This is a genomic window from Novosphingobium sp. SL115 (assembly GCF_026672515.1).
Classification (GTDB): domain Bacteria; phylum Pseudomonadota; class Alphaproteobacteria; order Sphingomonadales; family Sphingomonadaceae; genus Novosphingobium.
Genome location: NZ_JAPPRG010000002.1, coordinates 136,050 through 154,768, shown reverse-complemented (window position 1 = coordinate 154,768; position 18,719 = coordinate 136,050). Strand labels below are relative to the sequence as shown.

The following is an 18,719-nucleotide window of genomic DNA, read 5'->3' as shown; positions in this document are numbered from 1 at the left end:
GCATGACCGATTATCGTATCCAGGGCGCAACCGGTGAATGGGAGGTCGTGATCGGCCTTGAAGTCCACGCGCAGATCACCACCAACGCCAAGCTGTTTTCGGGCGCCGCCACCGCGTTCGGGGCAGAGCCGAACACGCAGGTAAGCCTTGTTGACGCGGCGATGCCCGGCATGTTGCCCGTGCCCAACCGCGAATGCATCCGTCAGGCGGTGCGCACCGGCATGGCCATCGATGCGCAGATCAACAAGTGGTCGCGGTTTGACCGCAAGAACTACTTCTATGCCGATCTTCCGCAGGGCTACCAGATCAGCCAGCTCTATCACCCCATCGTGGGCGAAGGGCAGATCGATATCGCGCTGGACGACAAGAACCCCGACAGCATCAAGACCATCGGCGTTGAGCGTATCCATGTGGAACAGGATGCGGGCAAGCTGATGCACGATCAGCACCCCACCATGTCCTATGTCGACCTTAACCGTTCGGGCGTGGCGCTGATGGAAATCGTCAGCCGCCCGGACATGCGTTCACCTGCCGAAGCCGGGGCTTACCTGTCGAAGCTGCGCACGATCCTGCGCTATGTCGGGTCGTGCGATGGCAACATGGATCAGGGTTCCATGCGCGCCGACGTCAACGTCTCGGTCCGCAAGCCGGGCGATGAATTTGGCACCCGCACCGAAACCAAGAACGTCAACTCGGTCCGCTTCGTCATGGCTGTGGTCGAACAGGAAGCGCGCCGTCAGGTCGCGCTGATCGAGGATGGCGGCACGGTCGTTCAGGAAACCCGCCTGTACGATCCTGATCGCAACGAAACCCGCTCGATGCGGTCAAAGGAAGATGCGCACGATTACCGCTACTTCCCCGATCCCGACCTGTTGCCCATCGAACTGGACGACGCATTCCTTGAAGAATGCCGCGCCAGTCTGCCCGAACTGCCCGATGCCAAACGCGCGCGTTATGAAACCGCGCTCGGCCTTTCGGCGTATAACGCGGGCGTGCTGACGGCAGATGTCGAAACCGCGCGCTGGTTCGAACTGTTGCTGGCGCAAACTGCTGCCAAGGCGAACAAGGCCGAAGCCGATGTGGCCAAGCAGGCCTCCAACTGGCTGATCTCTGAACTGTTCGGCGCGCTGAACAAGCTGGGCAAGGGCCTCGATACCTCGCCGGTCACGCCTGCCGCCGGGGCAGAGCTGCTGGCGCTGGTGGCCGATGGCACGATCAGCGGTTCCATCGCCAAGCAGGTGCTGGAAAAGATGCTCGAAACCGGCGATGCCGCAGGCGTGATCGTTGAACGTGAAGGCCTGAAGCAGACCTCGGACACCGGCGCCATCGAAGCTGCCATCGACGGTATCCTTGCCGCCAATGCCGACAAGGTGGAACAGTACCGCGCAGGCAAGGAGGCTCTGTTCGGCTTCTTCGTCGGCCAGACGATGAAGGCCATGCAGGGCAAGGCCAATCCGCAGATGATCAACGAACTGCTGAAGAAAAAGCTGGCCTGATCGTCAGCTTGCCCGGAAACAAAAAAGGGGAGGGCCGCAAAGCCTTCCCCTTTTTCGTTTCAGCCTGACAGGCTGCGCTTCAGGCCCGCGTCCCCTCCATCGGAAACGTGCCAAACATGCCTGCCGTCACCGTGCCGGTCAGCGTATCACCGTCGATACTGGCCTTGCAGTCCAGCGTCATCGGCATGGGCACGGTCATCTTCATCTGCCAGATCAGGGTGTTGCCCTCGACCTTGCCGTTTTCGACCTCCATCGAACCCATCTGCCCGGCGTTGCTTCCGGTAAAGCTGTCGCCATCAGGATTGACGGTGAACGTGCTGGTCTGATCCCCCATCGGGGTTTTCGTGACGCAATTGTAAGTGCCGGCAACGGACATGGTGTCTCTCCCACTGGTGTCGTTGCCCGCAGTCTATCTACAAAAGTGTCAATAGCAAGACGGGCAACCATCAACCTTCGTCACTTCGGTGCGGCCATCTCCTCGATAGGCAGGCCCAGCTTTTCAAGTTGCGGCTTAACCTTGGCGGCATCGCCCACCACGACCCACACCATGCCGTCGGTCGAAATCTTGGCGCGGAACGCCTTGTCGGCTTCGGCGGCGGTCATCTTGCCATAACGGCCTGCCAGCGTTTCAAACCAGTCGTCCGGGCGGCCATAGGTCACCACTTTGGCCATGCCGTCCAGCACCGCGCCGCTGGTTTCGAACATGCCCGGCAGTTCGCGCGCGCTGCCCTTGGTCGACCAGTCGAGTTCGTCCGCTGTCACGCCCTTGTCGGTGACGAAGCTGTCGATCTCGCGCTTGATTTCGGCAATGGCATCGCCGGTACGGTCGGTCTGCACCGGGGCGATTACGCGGAAGCTGATGCGGTCCAGCGGCTCGCTCACCCCGTTGAACGTGCCATAGGTCCAGCCCTTGGCCTCGCGCAGGTTCATGTTGATCCGGCCCAGGAAGTTGCCGCCCAGAATGTCGTTCGCGGTGTTCAACTGCACCAGATCGTCGGTGCCTTTGGCGTCCAGAACTTTGCCCGCCATGATCATCGACTGCGGCGATCCGGGGCGGTTGACCAGAATGATCCGTGCTTTCGACGGGGCTACGGCAGCCGAAAAATCCTTCACCGGGCGGGCCATGCGGTTGGCTTTCCAATCGCCGAACGATGCGTCCAGCATGGTGACGACCGCATCCAGCGTGGTGTCGCCCACCACAAAGATCTTGGCCGTGTCCGGGCGGAACCAGCGCCCGTGAAACGCCATCAGATCATCGCGGGTCAGCGTCTTCACCACTTCGGGATCGCCCGATCCGCTCGACGGGAAGGCATAGGGGTGGCTGCCATAGATCGTCGGCACCAGCACGCGCGTTGCCAGCGCCTGCGGGTTCTTCATTTCGGCGGCAATCCCGGCAAGCTGCTGCACGCGCACGCGCTCAAGCTCGGCCGGGTTCAGCGCCGGCCTGCGCACCACATCGGCCAGCAGGCCCAGCGACGGCGCCAGATTGGGCGACAGTGCATTCACCTGAAACGATGTCGTGTCGCTATTGGCCGAAAGGCTGATGGTCGCTCCCAGCCGTTCGCGTTCCCGCGCCAGCGCCGATGAATCCAGCTTGTCGGTGCCTTCGTTCATCAGGCTTAGCAGCAGCGATTCGGTGCCCAGCGCGCTTTTGGGATCGGCGGCATAGCCCGCGTCAAAGCTCACCCGCACCGATACAGTCGGCACCGCCGTGCGCTTGGCGAAATAGACCGGAATGCCGTTCTTCAGCGTCGCCCGTTCAATCGTCGGGAAGTCCAGCGGGGCCAGTTCACCCACGGCGGGCAGCTTTGACCGGTCCGCAGGCCCCGTGCTCGAAACCGGCGCGCCTTTGGCCGCCATGTCGGGATCGCGGAAATAGGCGGGGTGGCTACCGGTCGCCTCACTGGTGTAGAATCCTGCACGCGCTTCGCCGCCTTCGGTGCGTTCGCCCGGCTCTACCGTCAGCGAAAATGCGGGCCGCTTCAGCCATTTGGCCATCGCGGCCTGCACTTGTGCGGGCTGCATCGCGGCAATGCGCTTCAGTTCCTTGGCATAGTGCTGCGGATCGCCGTTATACAGCAGCCCTTCGGCCAGCGTCGGAGCTTTGCCATTGCCGCCGCCGGTGCGTTCCAGCCCGCGAATTTCGCCTGCCGTTGCCGTCGTGGCCGCGCGCAGCAGTTCGTCCGCGCTTGGCCCTTCCTTCACGAAGCGCGCGATTTCAGCATCCAGCGCTGCGGCGGCCTTGGTCACGTCCTGTCCCGGCGTCACATCGGCCTGAACCACAAACTGGCCCGCCTGTGCAAAGATTTCGGCACTGGCCGAAACCCCCACCGCCACCTTCTGCTGGCGCACCAGCGCATCGTCCAGCCGCGACGATGCCAGCCCGCCCAGCACCGATGCGGCAAGGTCCAGAGGCAGGTAATCAGCATTGTCCAGCCCCGGAATCGCCCACATGCGATAGATGCGCGTGGTCGCCACCTGGTCCTTGATCGTCTTGGCCAGCGGCGCGGGCAGGGTGGGCACCGGCGCGCTGACCGGCTTTACCGCCGGGCCGGACTTGATATCGCCAAACCACTTGGCAACCTTGGCCTTTGCGGTCGCCACATCCACATCGCCTGCCAGCACAAGGATTGCGTTGTTGGGGGCGTAATGGTCGTTGAACCAGCCCTTCACGTCATCCAGACTGGCCGAATCCAGGTCCGCCATCGAACCGATGGTCGAATGGTGATAGGGGTGGCCCGAAGGATAAAGGTTCTCAAGCTGCTCGTATTCCACCAGCCCGTATGGCTGGTTGTCGCCCTGCCGCTTTTCGTTCTGCACAACGCCGCGCTGGTTATCCAGCACCTCTTGCGTCACCGCGCCCAGCAGGTGGCCCATGCGGTCGCTTTCCATCATCAGCGTCATGTCGAGCGCGCCGGTGGGCACTGTTTCATAATAATTGGTGCGGTCAAACCATGTCGTGCCGTTCAGGTCGGTCGCACCCACCTGTTGCAGCGGCTGGAAGAAATCGCCCGGCACGTTTTCGGTGCCGTTGAACATCAGGTGTTCGAACAGGTGGGCAAAGCCGGTCTTGCCCTTGGGTTCGTTCTTCGATCCCACACCATACCACACCGAAAGCGCCACCACCGGGGCCTTGCGGTCGGTATGGACCAGCACGGTCAGCCCGTTGTCCAGCTTGAAGCTTTCATAGGGAATGTTCACCTTGGCCACCAGATCGCTGAGCGGCGCGGGCTTGGCCTCTTGCGCAAAGGCCGGGGCGGTAAGGGCAGTGGTGGCGAGGCTGAGGCAAAGCAGGCTTGCGGAAAGATGACGCTGCATGAAATTCCTGTGAATTGGGCTACGGTCATCAAAGACCGCCAGATAAGCCGTTGTTCCAGACGCTCCCCTGCCTGAACAGGGGCAAAATGGTTTGCATTGCAACTTTCTAGTGCGCATCCTCGCGCGCATGCAAGGGGGAGGGGTAATTGCCCCGCCGCCCCTTTCATCCATTTCGACAAACGACATAGAGAGAACGATGAACGTCAAGTCGCTCCTGATTGCCGCCCTGCTTGCCACCACTGCCGTCCCGGCGCTCGCCCAAGACCTGGTGTTCGATCCGCAGGCCGTCCGCGCCCACGTCACCTTCCTGGCCGATGACCTGCTCGAAGGGCGCGACACCGGCACGCGCGGTTATGACATCGCCGCCAACTATGTCGCCTCGCAATTCATCGCCATGGGGCTGAAGCCTGCCGCACCCGACGGCTCGTTCTTCCAGAAGCTGACCGTGCGCGAAGCCCGGCTTGAAGGCACGCCCAGCCTCACTCTCAGCTATGGCGGCAAGGGCATTGCGCTGGCCGATACCGCGCAAGTCCTGCTGCGCCCCAGCCTGACCGACAAGGCCGTCTCCGCCAGCGCCCCGCTGGTCTTCGCAGGTTTCGGGTTTGATCGCCCCGACCTTGGCTTTGACGATTACAAGGGGCTGGACGTAACGGGCAAGATCGTCGTCGTCCTGTCCGGCTTCCCCAAAGGCACGCCCAGCGAACTTGGCGCGCATCTCAATTCCGACAAGGCCGTCATGGCGATGAAGCGCGGCGCGATTGCCGTCATCACCGTGCCTACCATAGAAGACACCGCCCGCCGCCCGTGGGACAAGCGCGTGGCCATGGCCGATGGTCCGGCCAAAGGCTGGGTCGGCACCGATGGCAAGGCCTTCAGCCGTGCGCCCGCCATCAAGGCCTCGGTCACGCTCAACCCCGATGTCGCCGCGCCGCTGTTCGCCGCCGCGGGCAAGCCACTGGCAAAAGTGCTGGCACAGGCCAACAAGACCGGCGGCCGCCCCAAGGGCTTTGATCTGAAAGCCAAGGCATCCATCGCCATGAACAGCGCGTGGAAGGACGTCATCAGCGAAAACGTCGTCGCCATGCTGCCCGGCAGCGATGCCCGGCTTGCCAGCGAATATGTCGGCATGACCGCGCATCTCGACCACATCGGTATTCACGGCAAAGGCGAAGACACACTGCACAACGGCGCGATGGACAATGCATCGGGCGTCGCCACCATGCTCGAAGTTGCCAAGGCCGTGGCCAGGGACAAGCCACGCCGCTCGGTCCTGTTCGCCGCGCTCACCGGCGAAGAAGGCGGCCTGATCGGCTCCGACTACCTCGCCCGCAATCCGGTGACTAAGGGCGACGTCGTGGCGCTGGTCAACTTCGACATGCCGATCCTGACCTATATGTTCAGCGATGTCGTGGCCTTCGGCGCGGAAAATTCCACTATGGGTCCGGTCGTGGCCGAAGCGGCAAAGAAGGCGGGCATCACCCTCTCGCCCGATCCTATGCCCGAAGAAGGGCTGTTCACCCGGTCAGACCATTACCGCTTCGTGCAGCAGGGCGTCCCCGCCGTGTTCATGATGACCGGATTTGCCGGCCCCGGCGAAAAGGCCTTCCGCGATTTCCTGAAAACCAACTACCACCAGCCCAGCGACGACATGAAACTGCCTTTCAACTGGGATGCGGGCGCGCTGTTCGCCAAAGTGAATTACTACACCGTGCAAAGCCTCGCCAACGCCGACCAGCGCCCCCGCTGGTATGCGAACAGCTTCTTTGGCAGGGAATTTGCCCCTGACGCGCCCAAGGCTCCCGCGCCGGTAAAGTGAAATTGCGAAGACCGGCGGCAATGGCGCCGCCGGTTTACCGCCTGCTCAGATATCGCCCGCCTTGATGCGCAGTTCCACCAGTTCGGCCAGCCGCGTCGTGCCCAGGCGGCGCATAAGATTGGTGCGGTGTACGTCTACTGTCCGGTGGCTGATGCCCAGCACCTCGCCGATCTCACGGTTGCGATATCCCTTGGTCAACAACCGCACCACGTCGCGTTCGCGCTCGGTCAACTGGTTCAGCCGCGCTCTGGCGCTGGCGCGGTCCTGTCGCGGCGTGTTGGCATTGCCGATGGCATCGGCGTGTTTGGCGACCTTCTTCAGCTTTTTCAACGTCAGCGGCGCGCTGATATAATCCGAAGCGCCTGCCTTCATGGCCGAAACCACGGCATCGACACTGGGATTGTGGGCATAGGCGATCACGTCCAGCCCGATCCCCGCCGCATCAAGTTCGGCGCACATCGCCTCCACGCTGCGGGCCGAAAAATCATGGCGGATCAATACCGGCCCATCGGACGGGATCTCGCGGAAGATTTCGGTGGAATCGCTATAGATCTTGGCGGTCATGCCAATACGCTGGAATTTCTTGGAAATTTCATCGGCTGACGAGCTGTCCTGCTCGACGATATGAATCATGGTCATGCCAGCCTCCAAAATTGTCTTATTGGTCAGTGATGTATTGTGAAAAACGGGGGCCTTTCAGAAGGAAGGCCACCCCCCATGCGCTGGAGAGTGGCCCCGATTCAGGAGGAGACACGCAGTCTCCTCCATCCCCTCCCAACTTCGATCAGAAGCCGAAGACCACGCCGACGCGACCGCCGACCTGACCGTTCTTGTTCAGCCCACCACCGAACGCGCCGGTGATGTAGGCCGATTCGCTCACGCGGGCTGCGGCGTTAACCGCCAGGGCCGAAGCGCCCTCATAGAAGCCCACGTTGCCCGACAGGGTGAAGTTGCTGTCCGGCAGGATGGTTGCACCACCCAGCGCGATCGCCGTGGCGGTCGAGCTGGCGATCTGGTCGCGCAGCACGTTATCCGCAGCCATGCGGGCGTTGCGTTCAGCGCCCACAGCGTTGTCGGTGTACGACTTGGCCGAAGCCAGCGTCGCGGCATCGCCAGCGGTGCGCAGCGCAGCTTCCGAAGCCACTGCGCTGGTAGTGAAGCTCTTCGCCGAAGCCAGCGTCGTCGCATCGCCTGCATCGGCATAGGACTTTGCCGAGCTGAGCGTTGCTGCATCCCCAGCCACGCGCGCGCTGGCTTCTGCCGCAACGCTCGTGGTGGTGAAGCTGTTGGCCGAAGCCAGCGTGGCCGCATCGCCAGCAGTGCGGTCGAGCACTTCCTGTGCGATCTGGCCGCTCAGCACGGCATCCGCAGCGTTCATCTGGCCAAGGTTGACCGCGTGGTCAGCTTCGGTGCCGGCAACAACGCCACCGATCTGCCCGTAAACCGTCACTGCGCCTTCGTTGCTGACCGTCAGGGTCGGCGTCAACGTGCTGGCATAGGTCGGGTTGCCGTCTTCATCCACGATGACGTTGCCGTCTTCGTCCCGCGCAAAACGCGCGCTGGTCACGGCAAAGCCTGCATCGCCCAGCGTCACTTCGGTCGAATTGGTGCCGCCATGCAGAACCAGATTGCCGTTGCCGCCCGTTGAAACGGTGTTGCCGCTGATGGACACGTTGCCTGCCTGAAGCGAACCGGTGGTGGTTACGCCTGCCGACGTCACCAGAGTCTGGTTTGTCGGGGTTTCGTTGAAGGCAACCGAAACGCCACCGGTGGTGAGCGGCAGACCGTTGCTGTCCAGCACGACATTGCCATTTTCGTCCAGAACCGGGGTGACGGCATAAGAAGCCGTGCCTGCATACGTGGTGTAGCTGGAACCGCTGGTGCCGATGCTCGTCACGTTCTGTTCGACGGAGGCGGTCTGCGTTTCCGCATTAAATCCGGTCGTCGAATAGGCCGCGAAAGCTTGCTCAATCCCGTAATTGTTGGCTTCAGCATCGTAGTTATAGGATACAGCGCTGGCGACGCCGCCGACATTGATGTCGCTGACGGTGGTGGTGCCCGAACCGGTCAAGGCATAATCGCGCTGCACGCCGGTTTCGGTAGTGGTCACCGTCGCGCCGGAAATTGCGCCGTTACCGGCCGAATCGGTGGCCAGATACGACGTCGTGGTCTTCACCGTGACGCCGCCGTTCGCTGCAACGGCATGGTTCTGCGTTGCCGAGCCAAACGATTCGCCGACGTTGCTGTCGAAGTTGCCACCGATGTTGGTGTCGGTGATCGGGTTGTAAATCGAAGCGGTCGAACGGACCGAGCCGTTTTCGTTGTAGTCTGCAACGCCGGTTTGGAAGTTCGACGTCTGATAGGTCGACTGGTTTGCGTTGATCTGCACGATGTTGAATGCGTTGCTGCTGGGGCCAACAATGCCACCAGTGAACGATTCGGCATCCACGGTGGGCGGCGGAGCATTCGGAATCGAGGTTGCGAACGTGCCGGAAGTGGCCTGCTGTGCCACTGCGCTACCACTTACAATCAGGCCAAGAACAGCCGTGGAAGTGGAAATCAAATACTTAAGCTTCATGTATTGGCTCCCTGTTAAGCAAGTCAACTGCCGATGGAGCTAATTCACTTTTCGTATGAAATAGAAAACATTTAACTATATAAGTAAAAGATGGATGATGAATGTATAAATTCAAAAAGAATGCTACAAAAGCATCTAAAAATAATAGCTAGTCCAAATTCATAAAATTCGGACTTAAAGCGTTTGCAGGACGCTGGCTAAATCGCCGCTCCTGCAGGATGGTCGAACCCCAATTCTACCTAAACGTCTTGCGGGAAACCCACTTCCCCGGTGGGTTTGCCCATGGGGCATGCAGATCTATGACAAGGCTCTGGTCGCTGCCGCGATTTCTGCATGCCCCATTTCCGCCGCGCATCGGGCAACTGCGCAACAGAAGCGGCGCAAATCAGGCAGGCGATTGGCAAGTATCATGTGGTCTTTTTCTATATATCTTCGCCATTTGCGTCTTGGTGTGGCTGCCGTTGCGCTAGTTGCTGCGGTGTCGTCGCCGGCGGCTGCGCAGACGGCGCCCGCGCGCAAACCTGCGTCGTCCGTCCAGCCTGCTGCGCCAAAGGCACCTGCAACCAAGAGTGCGGTTGCCAAGGCTGGCGCACCGGCCGCAAAGTCGCCGCTTCAGCCGGTTCTGCGTCTGGATGATTACCTGCGCGATCGCGGGGCGGAATTTACCGCGATGGACGCGAATGCCGATGGTTCAGTCAGTCTTCAGGAGCTGGCCGATCATCAGGCACGGGGCGAAAACCAGCGCATCGTTACCACCTATCAACGCCTGTTTGTCGATCTCGACGCGGATCGCAACGGATCGTTGTCTGGGCCTGAATTCATGAAGATGGCGCGCCCGCAGCCTCCAAAAGATCAGAAGCCCTATCTCGATACGCTTGATTCCAACCGTGATGGCCGTCTGTCGAAAAGCGAATGGATCGTGAAAATGTCGACCAATTTTGATCGGCTGGACGGCAACAAGGACGGTGCCATCGATGATCGTGAACTCGAAGCCGACCGCCTGCGCACCGAAGCCGCTGCGCGCATGACGGGAAGATAAATAGCGGTGAAATAAAAAATTATAATTCGGAAAGTTTTGGCTAAATATCGAATCGTTGGGAAAAGCATTATGGCTTATATCGCAACATTTCTGGGAATCTGGCTGGTCATTGCCAGCGTCCCTGCCATTCCTGTCGGCAAAATGCTTGAAAAGCTCGCCAAAAACGACCGCGATTTTGAACCGGAACATCAGATCTGGAAGCAAGACACCGATGCGCGCAGTGCCGCCGCCATGCTGGCCGACACCCCCGAAATGCCAGCCCCTTCTGATCTTGAGCAGCGCCAGATTACGGTCGGCCAGATTACGGTCTGACACCGCCCCGCCAAGGGGTTTTCGCGCTTTGCAGGGCTGGCGGCCGAGGCAGCCCCTCTCCTTTCTGAACCTGGCTGCACGGCTCGCCGTGTCGAGTCTTGCCTCTGTCCTTTTGCGGTCAATACAGCCCATCGGTCCCTGATCCGAAATCTGAATCAAGGTTTATGCCTATTTAACTAAAATATATAGGCAAAAATGATAATTGCTAATAAGTGCCATTTTAAGGGAATATAATTGCCGACCAACCCGGGGGGGGATAGATGAAGAATATCTTGGAACTTGAATCTAAGTTAAGGTTAAGGCTTATTACCGGGGAGTTTGAGTTGCTCTCGTGGTTGTATTTCAATGGTCCGACAAAATCCCGTGATCTTGCTGTCAGGACCAAAACATCCATCGCTAACTTCCAGATCATACTCCGTAGATTGAAAAGTTCTAATATTATATTAGCCTTAAGTACCGATGATGATCGTCGCGTGCGGGTCTATGATCTTGCGCCGGAAATTCGTGCCGAGTTCGACATGATCTTCACAACCGATCCTGAGGGCAATTCCATACTGATGGCTGTGCGCAGCCGGATTGAAAATGGCGTGGTGGCAAACGTCGCTGCCTGATCGTGGGTGTAGGCGGATCTTGCCGATACAGCGCATTTTTACCGTTTAACTAAGCTGTCAACTACCGTGATTTTGAAATCGATTGCGGTGCTATTTTATCAAGTAATCGCAATCCGATTCAGGCCGCCCCCTTGCCAGCGCACAGGGGGCGTTTGTGCGTGCTCGTCGCCCGCAAGATGGGAATGTGCTGCGCCTGATCCTGTCGCCACACCTTCCATCAGCACCTGCAGGTATCCATCAGAAATACCCATAAAAAATCGACATGAAATATAAGCACAGAAATTATGAAGAATATTTTAAATATATAAACAATAGTTTTTTTGGTAAATCGCTTGTTTACCCTGAACTTGATTGTCGGATTGGCGAATTATTTCGTCATTCTGAAAAGTATTGTAAGGGGTGGTTATGCCTAATGTTCTGTTCTCAGTGAGTAAGGCGGCGTTGGGTGGGGCCGCGATTGCCTTTTCACTTGTGAATGTCCCTGCCGTCCATGCCAATGGTGTCAGCGAAAATCTTGCCTGGCAGTTCGAAACGACTCAGGACAAAGTAAATCGTGCCTATCTTGAAAATCTGCGCCAGCAGAAGATTGGCGGATATTACAATTACGCTCCTCCGGTTTACACCACAAACATCGACAAGCAGTATAACTGCGCGGTCAGTGCAACCTCCACCGGCAACAGCTCCAGCAGCTCGGCCAGCGGTGCGTCGCAAGGGTTGAGCGGCACTTCTGCATCGTCGGTGGGCAATACCTCTTCCACCGATCAGCTTGCCGGGATGACATCGGCGACCAACGGTTCGACCACCGATCAGAACAATACCGGAAAGATCATTTCGCACGCCAATGGTGATGTCGATGCACACGCCAATGTCGATGCCAATCAGGTTCTGAATACGGACCAGAACAACTCTGGTGACCAGACCTCAACCGTCAATGGCTCGACCTCGTGCCAATTTGGCCTGCTGAACTGAGGGCGATAGATGATGCTGAAATTCAAGAACATCGCCCGAATCGGCAAAGTTTCGACCGCAGCCGTTATTGTCTCTATGCTCGGTGGGTGCGTGGCGCTTAAGCCCGCCCTCAACGCGCAAAAGCTCGGTCGCGGTGAAGTCGCCACGCCGATGGGGTCGCCCGTGCGAGACAACCGCACTCCGCTTGAAGGCGTGATGGCCTGCTTTGGTGACAGGCTGGTCCAGCAACGCGTCGGCACCAAGGTTATCGCGGTGGGTGACGTCAAGGATTACACTTCGAAGTATTCGATCAACGAAGGCAGCGCCGTTACTCAGGGCGGTTCGCTCATGGTCTATTCGGCGCTGGGCAAGATCGGTGGGCCGATCCTGATTGCCGAACGCTTCGATCCCACCGTGGCCGAACGCGAACTGGGCTATACCGACCGCCGCCAGCTTGGCGATGGACAGGTCCACGCGGTCAACGGCCAGCCGGTGCCATGGCTGCCCTATTTCGGCGGCACCATCACCAAGTCCGATTACTTCATCGTCGGCGGCATCACCGAAGTTAACTACAATATCCAGTCGGGCGGTGCGCAGTTCCAGATCGACAACATCGGTCCCAAGGCACGCACCTTCACCACCAGCGTCGCGCTCGATCTGCGTATCGTGGATTCCAAAACGCTGGTGGTGGTCAAGACCGTCAGCCTGTCCAAGCAGTTCAGCGGCTATGAAGTCGGCGCGGGCCTGTTCCGTTTCTTTGGCACAACGCTGGTCGATATCAACGTCGGCTCCAAGGGGCAGGAACCGCTCCAGCTCGGCATCCGCACCGCGCTTGAAGAAGCCACGATCAAGCTGGTGGCTGCGGTCAACGGCGTCGATCCGGGCGAATGCCTTGCCCAATATGATGGCCGCGTGCCCGAAAAGACGTCGGACGAGATCCGCGCCGCCCGCGCGCTGCCGGTGCCTGCTTTCGGCCATGCGGCCCCGTCGCCTGCATCGGCAAGTGCAGCGGAAGAGCAGATCGCCGCCGCCTCTGCCGTGCCGCCTCCGCCCCCAGCCCCGGTCGCCGCGCCTGCCGCTCCTGTGGGCAGCGCGCTCAATTCGGTCGAGGCCAAGGGCGCATCCAACAGCAGCGATCTGGTGATCGTGCCGTTCGAATTTGGCGATGTGTCCATCGGCGGTGCCGCGCAATCGCTGCTCGATCAGATCGCGCAGATGGCGGCCAAGGGGCCGGTCGAAGTGATGATCGTCGCGCGCGACACGGAAAACTTCGATGCCGGAAAGCGGGACGCGCTGCTCGATCAACGCCTCGCCATCATCATCGCGTCGCTGTCGAACCGCGGCATTGCTGCAGGGGCGGTCACCGTCACCTGGCGCCCCGACAAGGCCGACACATCCATTCATCCCGACGGACCGGGAAGACAAGAGATTGCCCGCCTGATGGTGCGCAAGAAGTAGGGTCGTAATCCTTTCAACGTGCAGTGAGTGAAGTGAAGAAGTGAATCGCATCTTTTGTCCAGAGTGAACTTTTTAACTGCATCTATTCCGATGCATTTAATTTGGGGGAATTTATGAAGTCTAATTTCAGAAAGGCAGCACTGTTTGCCGGCGTCAGCGCCGTTGCAGCCGGTCTTGCAGGTGGCGCACATGCACAAAGCGTTGGCAGCTTCGGCAGCGTTGCATCGGTAACGCCTGTGTCGAACGCCAATGTGCAGTCGACCGCGCAGAACAACACCAACTCGGTCAGCAGCACCGTGTCGTCGGGTCAGTCGGCTGCGGTCGCGAATGTTCCCACGCCTGCATATGGCGTGCAGAACAGCACGGTCACTGTTACCAGCCCCACCGTCAGCGCTGCTGGCACCACCAACACTGCAACCCAGTCGCTCACCATCGATCCGGTCAACCAGATCAATGGTTCGGGTAGCACTGCATCGACGTCTGTTTCGACCACTGCGGGACAGCCGCTGATCAGCGGTTCCACGTCGGTTGGCGCAAGCACCACTGCGGGGCTTGGCGTCTATACCGCACAAAGCGCACGCGATTCCAACGACATCATTCTGCTTCCCAGCCAGTCATCGGTCGATGCAACGGTCTTCGGCACGAAAGCCATCACCGTTTCGGGCGCCAACAATCAGGGCGTTTCGGCCAGCACGCTGACCGTTGGCAATGCCAGCGACAGCGCAACGTCGACCGCCAACAACAGCGCATCCACGGTTTCGGCTGCTGGCGCCAACAGCGTTTCGGCTTCGGTCGGCGTCGGCACCGCGCAGCGCAGCGTGGTGGATTCCAACGCAACGACAATCACCTCCAGCGCCATCAACATCACCGGCGCAACGCCTGCTGTTCCGGCACTGTCCGCCTCGTCCGCGTCGGTTACCGGCAACGCTGAACGCGCCACGGCCACCGGCAATAATGCGGCATCCAGCGTAAACCTGGCCGGCATCAACAGCTATTCGACCGTGGGAACTGGCAATAATGCCGATGCACCGCCGTCGGGTTCAACTTCGGCAAATGCTGGCGTCTCGGTTGCCACCATTCAGGCTGTCGATGCGCAGGCAACGCGCGCCACGGTGGGCAACACCACGGTTTCCTCGCAGGTCGGCGTCACGGGTGACGTTGCAGGCTCCACCGTCGCCAACAATGCCAATACACTGTCCGCAACGGCACAGGGCAACTATGGCAGCAATGCCGCTACCATCGGCGCATCCAGCATTTCGTCGGGTGCAGCAGGTGTCGCTGCAGTCGCGTCCAACCAGATGTCGACTTCTGCCAGCACCATCGCGCAGGTCAGCACCAACAGCGTTGACGACTACGCTGCGTTCAACACCGTTTCGGGCAATGTCAGCGCTTCGTCGCTGTCGGCTTCGGACAACGATGTGCTCGCCTTGTCTGCGGCCAACCGCGTGACCAACTCGGTTGCCGCCAATGCCGCCAGCACCAGCGCAGCCAGCGACAGCGCCATCGCCAACGTGAACGCCGCGTCGGCAGATGGCAGCTTCGCCATTGCCAGCGCACAGTCGGCAACTGGCACCAACAGCGTCGCCAGTCTGACCGACAGCGTTTCGACGGCAGCACCTGCGCTCAGCGGCACTTCGATCCGTTCGCTGGTCGGTGGTGATGTGACCGCTGCCAGCGTGGTATCGGATGGCAACCGCCAGAACGCCACGGCTGCAGGCAACGTCACCGTTGGCGCAGGCAATGCTCTGACGCTCAGCGCATCGTCGCTGGCCGCCAACGCTGCGGTCACCAACGATCAGGGCCTGCAAGGCACCGTCACCGCGCTGGTTGGCGCTCCGGGTGCGCCTGCAATTGCAGCAGTGGCCTTGACCGCGTCGGGTATGTCGACGGGCGTGATCGGCAATTACACCTTCAGCGGAAACGTCACCGGTGCCACGCTTACCGAGTATAACGCGGTTGTTGCGGCATATGCCGGTCAGCCCGCATACTCGTTCGGGCCATTCAATGGCGGTGCGTTTACCGTTACGATCACCGGTCTGGTTGCACCGATCAATGGCACTACGCCCCTTGTCACGCTTGCTCAGCCTGCTGTCCCCGCCGCTGGCGGCGTAAGCATCGCTAGCCTCGGCGATGTAATCTCCAGCACGCTGCGTATCGACGGCAACGAATCGTCAGGCGATGCCATCGGCAACTCGGCACGCAATGCTCTGGCGCAGACCGGCACGACCTCGCTTGTAGGCACCGGTATTGATGCCACCATCTCTGGTGGTGTGGCCACCAGCGTCGCGTCGCTGGCCAGCGATCAGCTGGTCGATAATGGCAGCGTCCTCACCGCCGCTGTTGCAGGACAGTATCTGCTCACGCAGGGCGATGCTGCAACTGATGACATCAGCGCATCGTCGCTGCTGGTGGAAGACAACAGCCTTTCTGCCAGCGTCACCGGCAACACGGTGAACAACTCGGCCGCGCTTTCGGGCGGTTCGGTTGAAACCACCTCCGCGCTGACCAGCCAGCAGACGGTTCAGGGATCTGACCTCGTTGCAACGCTTGCTTCGGGTGCCAGCGCTTCGGTGACCACCACCGGATCGGTTGCAAACAGCACGCTTGCAGCAGATCGCAATGCGTTCTCCGCCACGGTTTCCGGCAACGCCGGCACCAACGCGATCAACGTCGATGCCACCACCGCGATCGCACAGGCATCCGCCACAGCGGCCATTGCTGGTCCGGTCCTCAAGAGCGGTACCTATGCGCTGAACAACGCGCAGGCCGTGCAGGGCGCTGATGATGTGCTGACGGCCACTGCCAACGGCTTGTTCGACGTTGCTGCCACGACGGTTGGCGAAACGGTGGATGACAGCACGCTGTCGGCTTCGGGCAACACCCTGAACGGTGCGGTGCAAAGCAACTTTGCCGACAATGCCGTGAACCTTGCTGCTGGCGCAATCGAAGGCACCGGTTCGCTTTCGAACAGCCAGATTGTCAATGGCATGGCTGCGTCGGCCACCGCCAATGGCATGGGCAGCGTCGCAGCGCTGGGGCTGGTCGATGATGCCTCGATCATGGTTGACGGCAATGCCTTCTCCGCTTCTTCGGCACAGAACACCGCCAGCAACGCCATCAACGTGACGGCAGACGGTGCGGCCAATGCGGGCGCTGCAACCGTTTCCGGTTCGGCCACGGGTAGCAACTGGACTGCGACCGGCGATTATGCGCTCGGCAGCACCCAGAATGCTGGTGCGGGATCAAGCTCGGCGTCGGCCATCGGTACGTTCTCGGCCACTGCGCCGGTCCGTGCAGTGTCTGACAGCAGCGTGTCGGTTTCGGACAATGCCGTGTCGACCGATGCGCGCAGCAATCTGGTTGAAAACAGCGTCGCTCTGGATGGCAATGCGATTACCCTCAGCGCAGCCCTGTCGTCGCGCCAGACCACTGCTGGCGCCACCTCCAGCACCTCGGACCTGATGGCTAGTGCGCCTGCCACGGTGGCAACCTCGGTTGTCTCGTTGGACAACAACGCCAACAGCGCATCCAGCACCGCCAATGACGGCACCAACACGCTTTCGGCCTCGGCTGCTACCGCGCTGGATGACCGCACCGTTGCTCTTGCCAGCGCATCGTTGGGCAATGGTACCGCCAATGCCGACTTTGCTTTGGCAAATTCGCAAGAGAACACCGGAACTGTCGGTGCAACCGCAACGCAGACTGTCCGCAACACTTCTGGCGAAGTGGCAGCGGCCAACGGCATCACCTCAAGCACGGTTTCGCTGGATGGCAACACCAACGAAGCGCGCGCTCTGGCCAACCGTTCGTCCAACAGTCTGACGCTGGCCGCGAACACTGCCAATGCAACCGGCGGTGTGGCCAACAGCCAGATCAACAACGGCGCTGTCAGCTCGTTTGCGAACACCACGCTGGATGCGATGGTCACCACCAACGATGTGGGGCTTACCCCGACAACCGGCGTCAGCCAGAGCACGGTTACGCTCAACGGTAACAATGCCTTCGCCAGCGCTGGCGGCAGCAACGCCACCAACAGCCTGTCGGTTTCGGCAACCAACCTTGCCGCAGGCGTCGCTCCGGCAACCGTGAACACAAATGCTTCTACTACGTCGGCTGCCTATACGGTGCTCAACAACCAGGGCAACACCGGTCCGATCAACGCCACGGCCACCATCCGTTATGGCGCGGGCTTCAACGGAACGGCTGACACCCAGCTTGCCAACTCGGCCATCGCGCTGAACGGCAACTCGGTCACGGCGGTCGGTTATGGCAATGCTGCAACCAACACGCTCAACCTGACCGCGCTCAACGGCACGGCTGGCAACGGCACTGGCCCGCTCACCTCTTCGGTGGCAAGCGTCCAGACCAACTCCGGCTCCGTCAATGTCAGCGCGACCGCAGGCGGTCTTGCCGGTATCACCGGCATCGTCAACCGCAGCAGCGTCAGCATGAACGGCAATGTTACCTCGGCTTCGGCCTTCGGCAACAGCTCGGTCACCGCTGCCACGCTGGGCGGCACCAACCTCACCGTCGGGAACTGACGACGGGGAAGGATTTCCGGGGAGCCTGCCCGCTTCCCGGAAATCACCTTTGGGTGACTTGGGGTGTCGCAACCATGAAGGTTGCGGCACCTTTTTTCGTTCAGCGCACCGATACCAGCTTGGGGCGTTGCTGCGACAGATCAGGATCGCAGTTAGCGCAGCGGTCCAGCACATCCGTTTCGCGCTCGGCCAGTCCGGCAATCTGCTGCAGCACCGCGCGCGATTCCGCATCGGCATCGAAGATCATCGAAAACTCGTGCCGGATTTCATCGGACAGCCGATAGACCCGCACCCGCTGGTCGATCTGGTCCTGTTCCACTTCCACCACCGCGCTTTCGCGCAGCCGGCGCAGGATCAACTGGAAGTTGGCGATAGATGATTTGGTTGACAGCGAAAGGTCGCGCGATTTGGTCGGCCCGTTGAAATAGAGGAACGACAACAGCTCGAATTCGGCTGTTATCAGCCGCATTCGCAGTTTGGATTCAAGATACAAGATCCGCTTCATGCCACATGTCCAAGCTACGATATCGGGCGATAACCCTTAAAACTAGGTATAAAAAACTGACGTTAAAAAAGGCTGTCCTGCAGGGGAGGAACACTGC

13 protein-coding genes are annotated in these 18,719 nt (G+C 60.2%); 8 read left to right on the top strand and 5 right to left on the bottom strand.

Annotated features, from left to right (window positions below):
• Positions 1 to 2: 2 nt before the first annotated feature.
• Positions 3 to 1,496, top strand: a complete 1,494-nt coding sequence (gatB, locus tag OVA07_RS02185; RefSeq protein WP_268169834.1) for an Asp-tRNA(Asn)/Glu-tRNA(Gln) amidotransferase subunit GatB — start codon at positions 3 to 5, stop codon at positions 1,494 to 1,496.
• 79 nt (positions 1,497 to 1,575) lie between these two features.
• Here gatB and OVA07_RS02180 read toward each other — a convergent pair whose 3' ends face one another.
• Complete coding sequence (locus OVA07_RS02180) at positions 1,576 to 1,872, bottom strand: hypothetical protein (protein WP_268169833.1); 297 nt, start codon at positions 1,870 to 1,872, stop codon at positions 1,576 to 1,578.
• A gap of 80 nt (positions 1,873 to 1,952) precedes the next feature.
• Positions 1,953 to 4,814, bottom strand: coding sequence for a M16 family metallopeptidase (locus OVA07_RS02175; RefSeq protein ID WP_268169832.1), 2,862 nt, complete (start codon positions 4,812 to 4,814; stop codon positions 1,953 to 1,955).
• A gap of 196 nt (positions 4,815 to 5,010) precedes the next feature.
• Between OVA07_RS02175 and OVA07_RS02170 the strand changes: the two genes are divergently transcribed.
• Positions 5,011 to 6,630, top strand: coding sequence for a M28 family metallopeptidase (locus tag OVA07_RS02170; RefSeq protein WP_268169831.1), 1,620 nt, complete (start codon positions 5,011 to 5,013; stop codon positions 6,628 to 6,630).
• A gap of 45 nt (positions 6,631 to 6,675) precedes the next feature.
• Here OVA07_RS02170 and OVA07_RS02165 read toward each other — a convergent pair whose 3' ends face one another.
• A complete protein-coding gene (locus OVA07_RS02165; protein ID WP_268169830.1) occupies positions 6,676 to 7,269 on the bottom strand; it encodes a response regulator transcription factor in 594 nt (197 codons plus the stop codon).
• Between the two features lie 145 nt (positions 7,270 to 7,414).
• Complete coding sequence (locus tag OVA07_RS02160) at positions 7,415 to 9,208, bottom strand: beta strand repeat-containing protein (RefSeq protein WP_268169829.1); 1,794 nt, start codon at positions 9,206 to 9,208, stop codon at positions 7,415 to 7,417.
• Positions 9,209 to 9,617: 409 nt separating this feature from the next.
• Here OVA07_RS02160 and OVA07_RS02155 point away from each other — a divergent pair, with 409 nt between their 5' ends.
• The 6 genes from OVA07_RS02155 to OVA07_RS02130 all read left to right on the top strand — a co-directional run bounded on the left by OVA07_RS02155 (position 9,618) and on the right by OVA07_RS02130 (position 18,117).
• Positions 9,618 to 10,247 (top strand): hypothetical protein, encoded by a 630-nt coding sequence (locus OVA07_RS02155; protein ID WP_268169828.1) that lies wholly within the window; start codon positions 9,618 to 9,620, stop codon positions 10,245 to 10,247.
• Positions 10,248 to 10,316: 69 nt separating this feature from the next.
• Positions 10,317 to 10,559, top strand: coding sequence for a hypothetical protein (locus OVA07_RS02150; protein ID WP_268169827.1), 243 nt, complete (start codon positions 10,317 to 10,319; stop codon positions 10,557 to 10,559).
• 260 nt (positions 10,560 to 10,819) lie between these two features.
• Positions 10,820 to 11,170, top strand: a complete 351-nt coding sequence (locus OVA07_RS02145; RefSeq protein ID WP_268169826.1) for a hypothetical protein — start codon at positions 10,820 to 10,822, stop codon at positions 11,168 to 11,170.
• Between the two features lie 405 nt (positions 11,171 to 11,575).
• Complete coding sequence (locus OVA07_RS02140; RefSeq protein ID WP_268169825.1) at positions 11,576 to 12,139, top strand: hypothetical protein; 564 nt, start codon at positions 11,576 to 11,578, stop codon at positions 12,137 to 12,139.
• Positions 12,140 to 12,148: 9 nt separating this feature from the next.
• A complete protein-coding gene (locus tag OVA07_RS02135) occupies positions 12,149 to 13,576 on the top strand; it encodes a CsgG/HfaB family protein (RefSeq protein WP_268169824.1) in 1,428 nt (475 codons plus the stop codon).
• Positions 13,577 to 13,689: 113 nt separating this feature from the next.
• Positions 13,690 to 18,117, top strand: a complete 4,428-nt coding sequence (locus OVA07_RS02130) for a beta strand repeat-containing protein (RefSeq protein WP_268169823.1) — start codon at positions 13,690 to 13,692, stop codon at positions 18,115 to 18,117.
• Between the two features lie 100 nt (positions 18,118 to 18,217).
• Here OVA07_RS02130 and OVA07_RS02125 read toward each other — a convergent pair whose 3' ends face one another.
• Positions 18,218 to 18,622 carry a hypothetical protein gene (locus tag OVA07_RS02125; protein ID WP_268169822.1) on the bottom strand — a complete coding sequence of 135 codons (405 nt, stop codon included), beginning with the start codon at positions 18,620 to 18,622 and terminating at the stop codon, positions 18,218 to 18,220.
• Between the last annotated feature and the right edge of the window lie 97 nt (positions 18,623 to 18,719).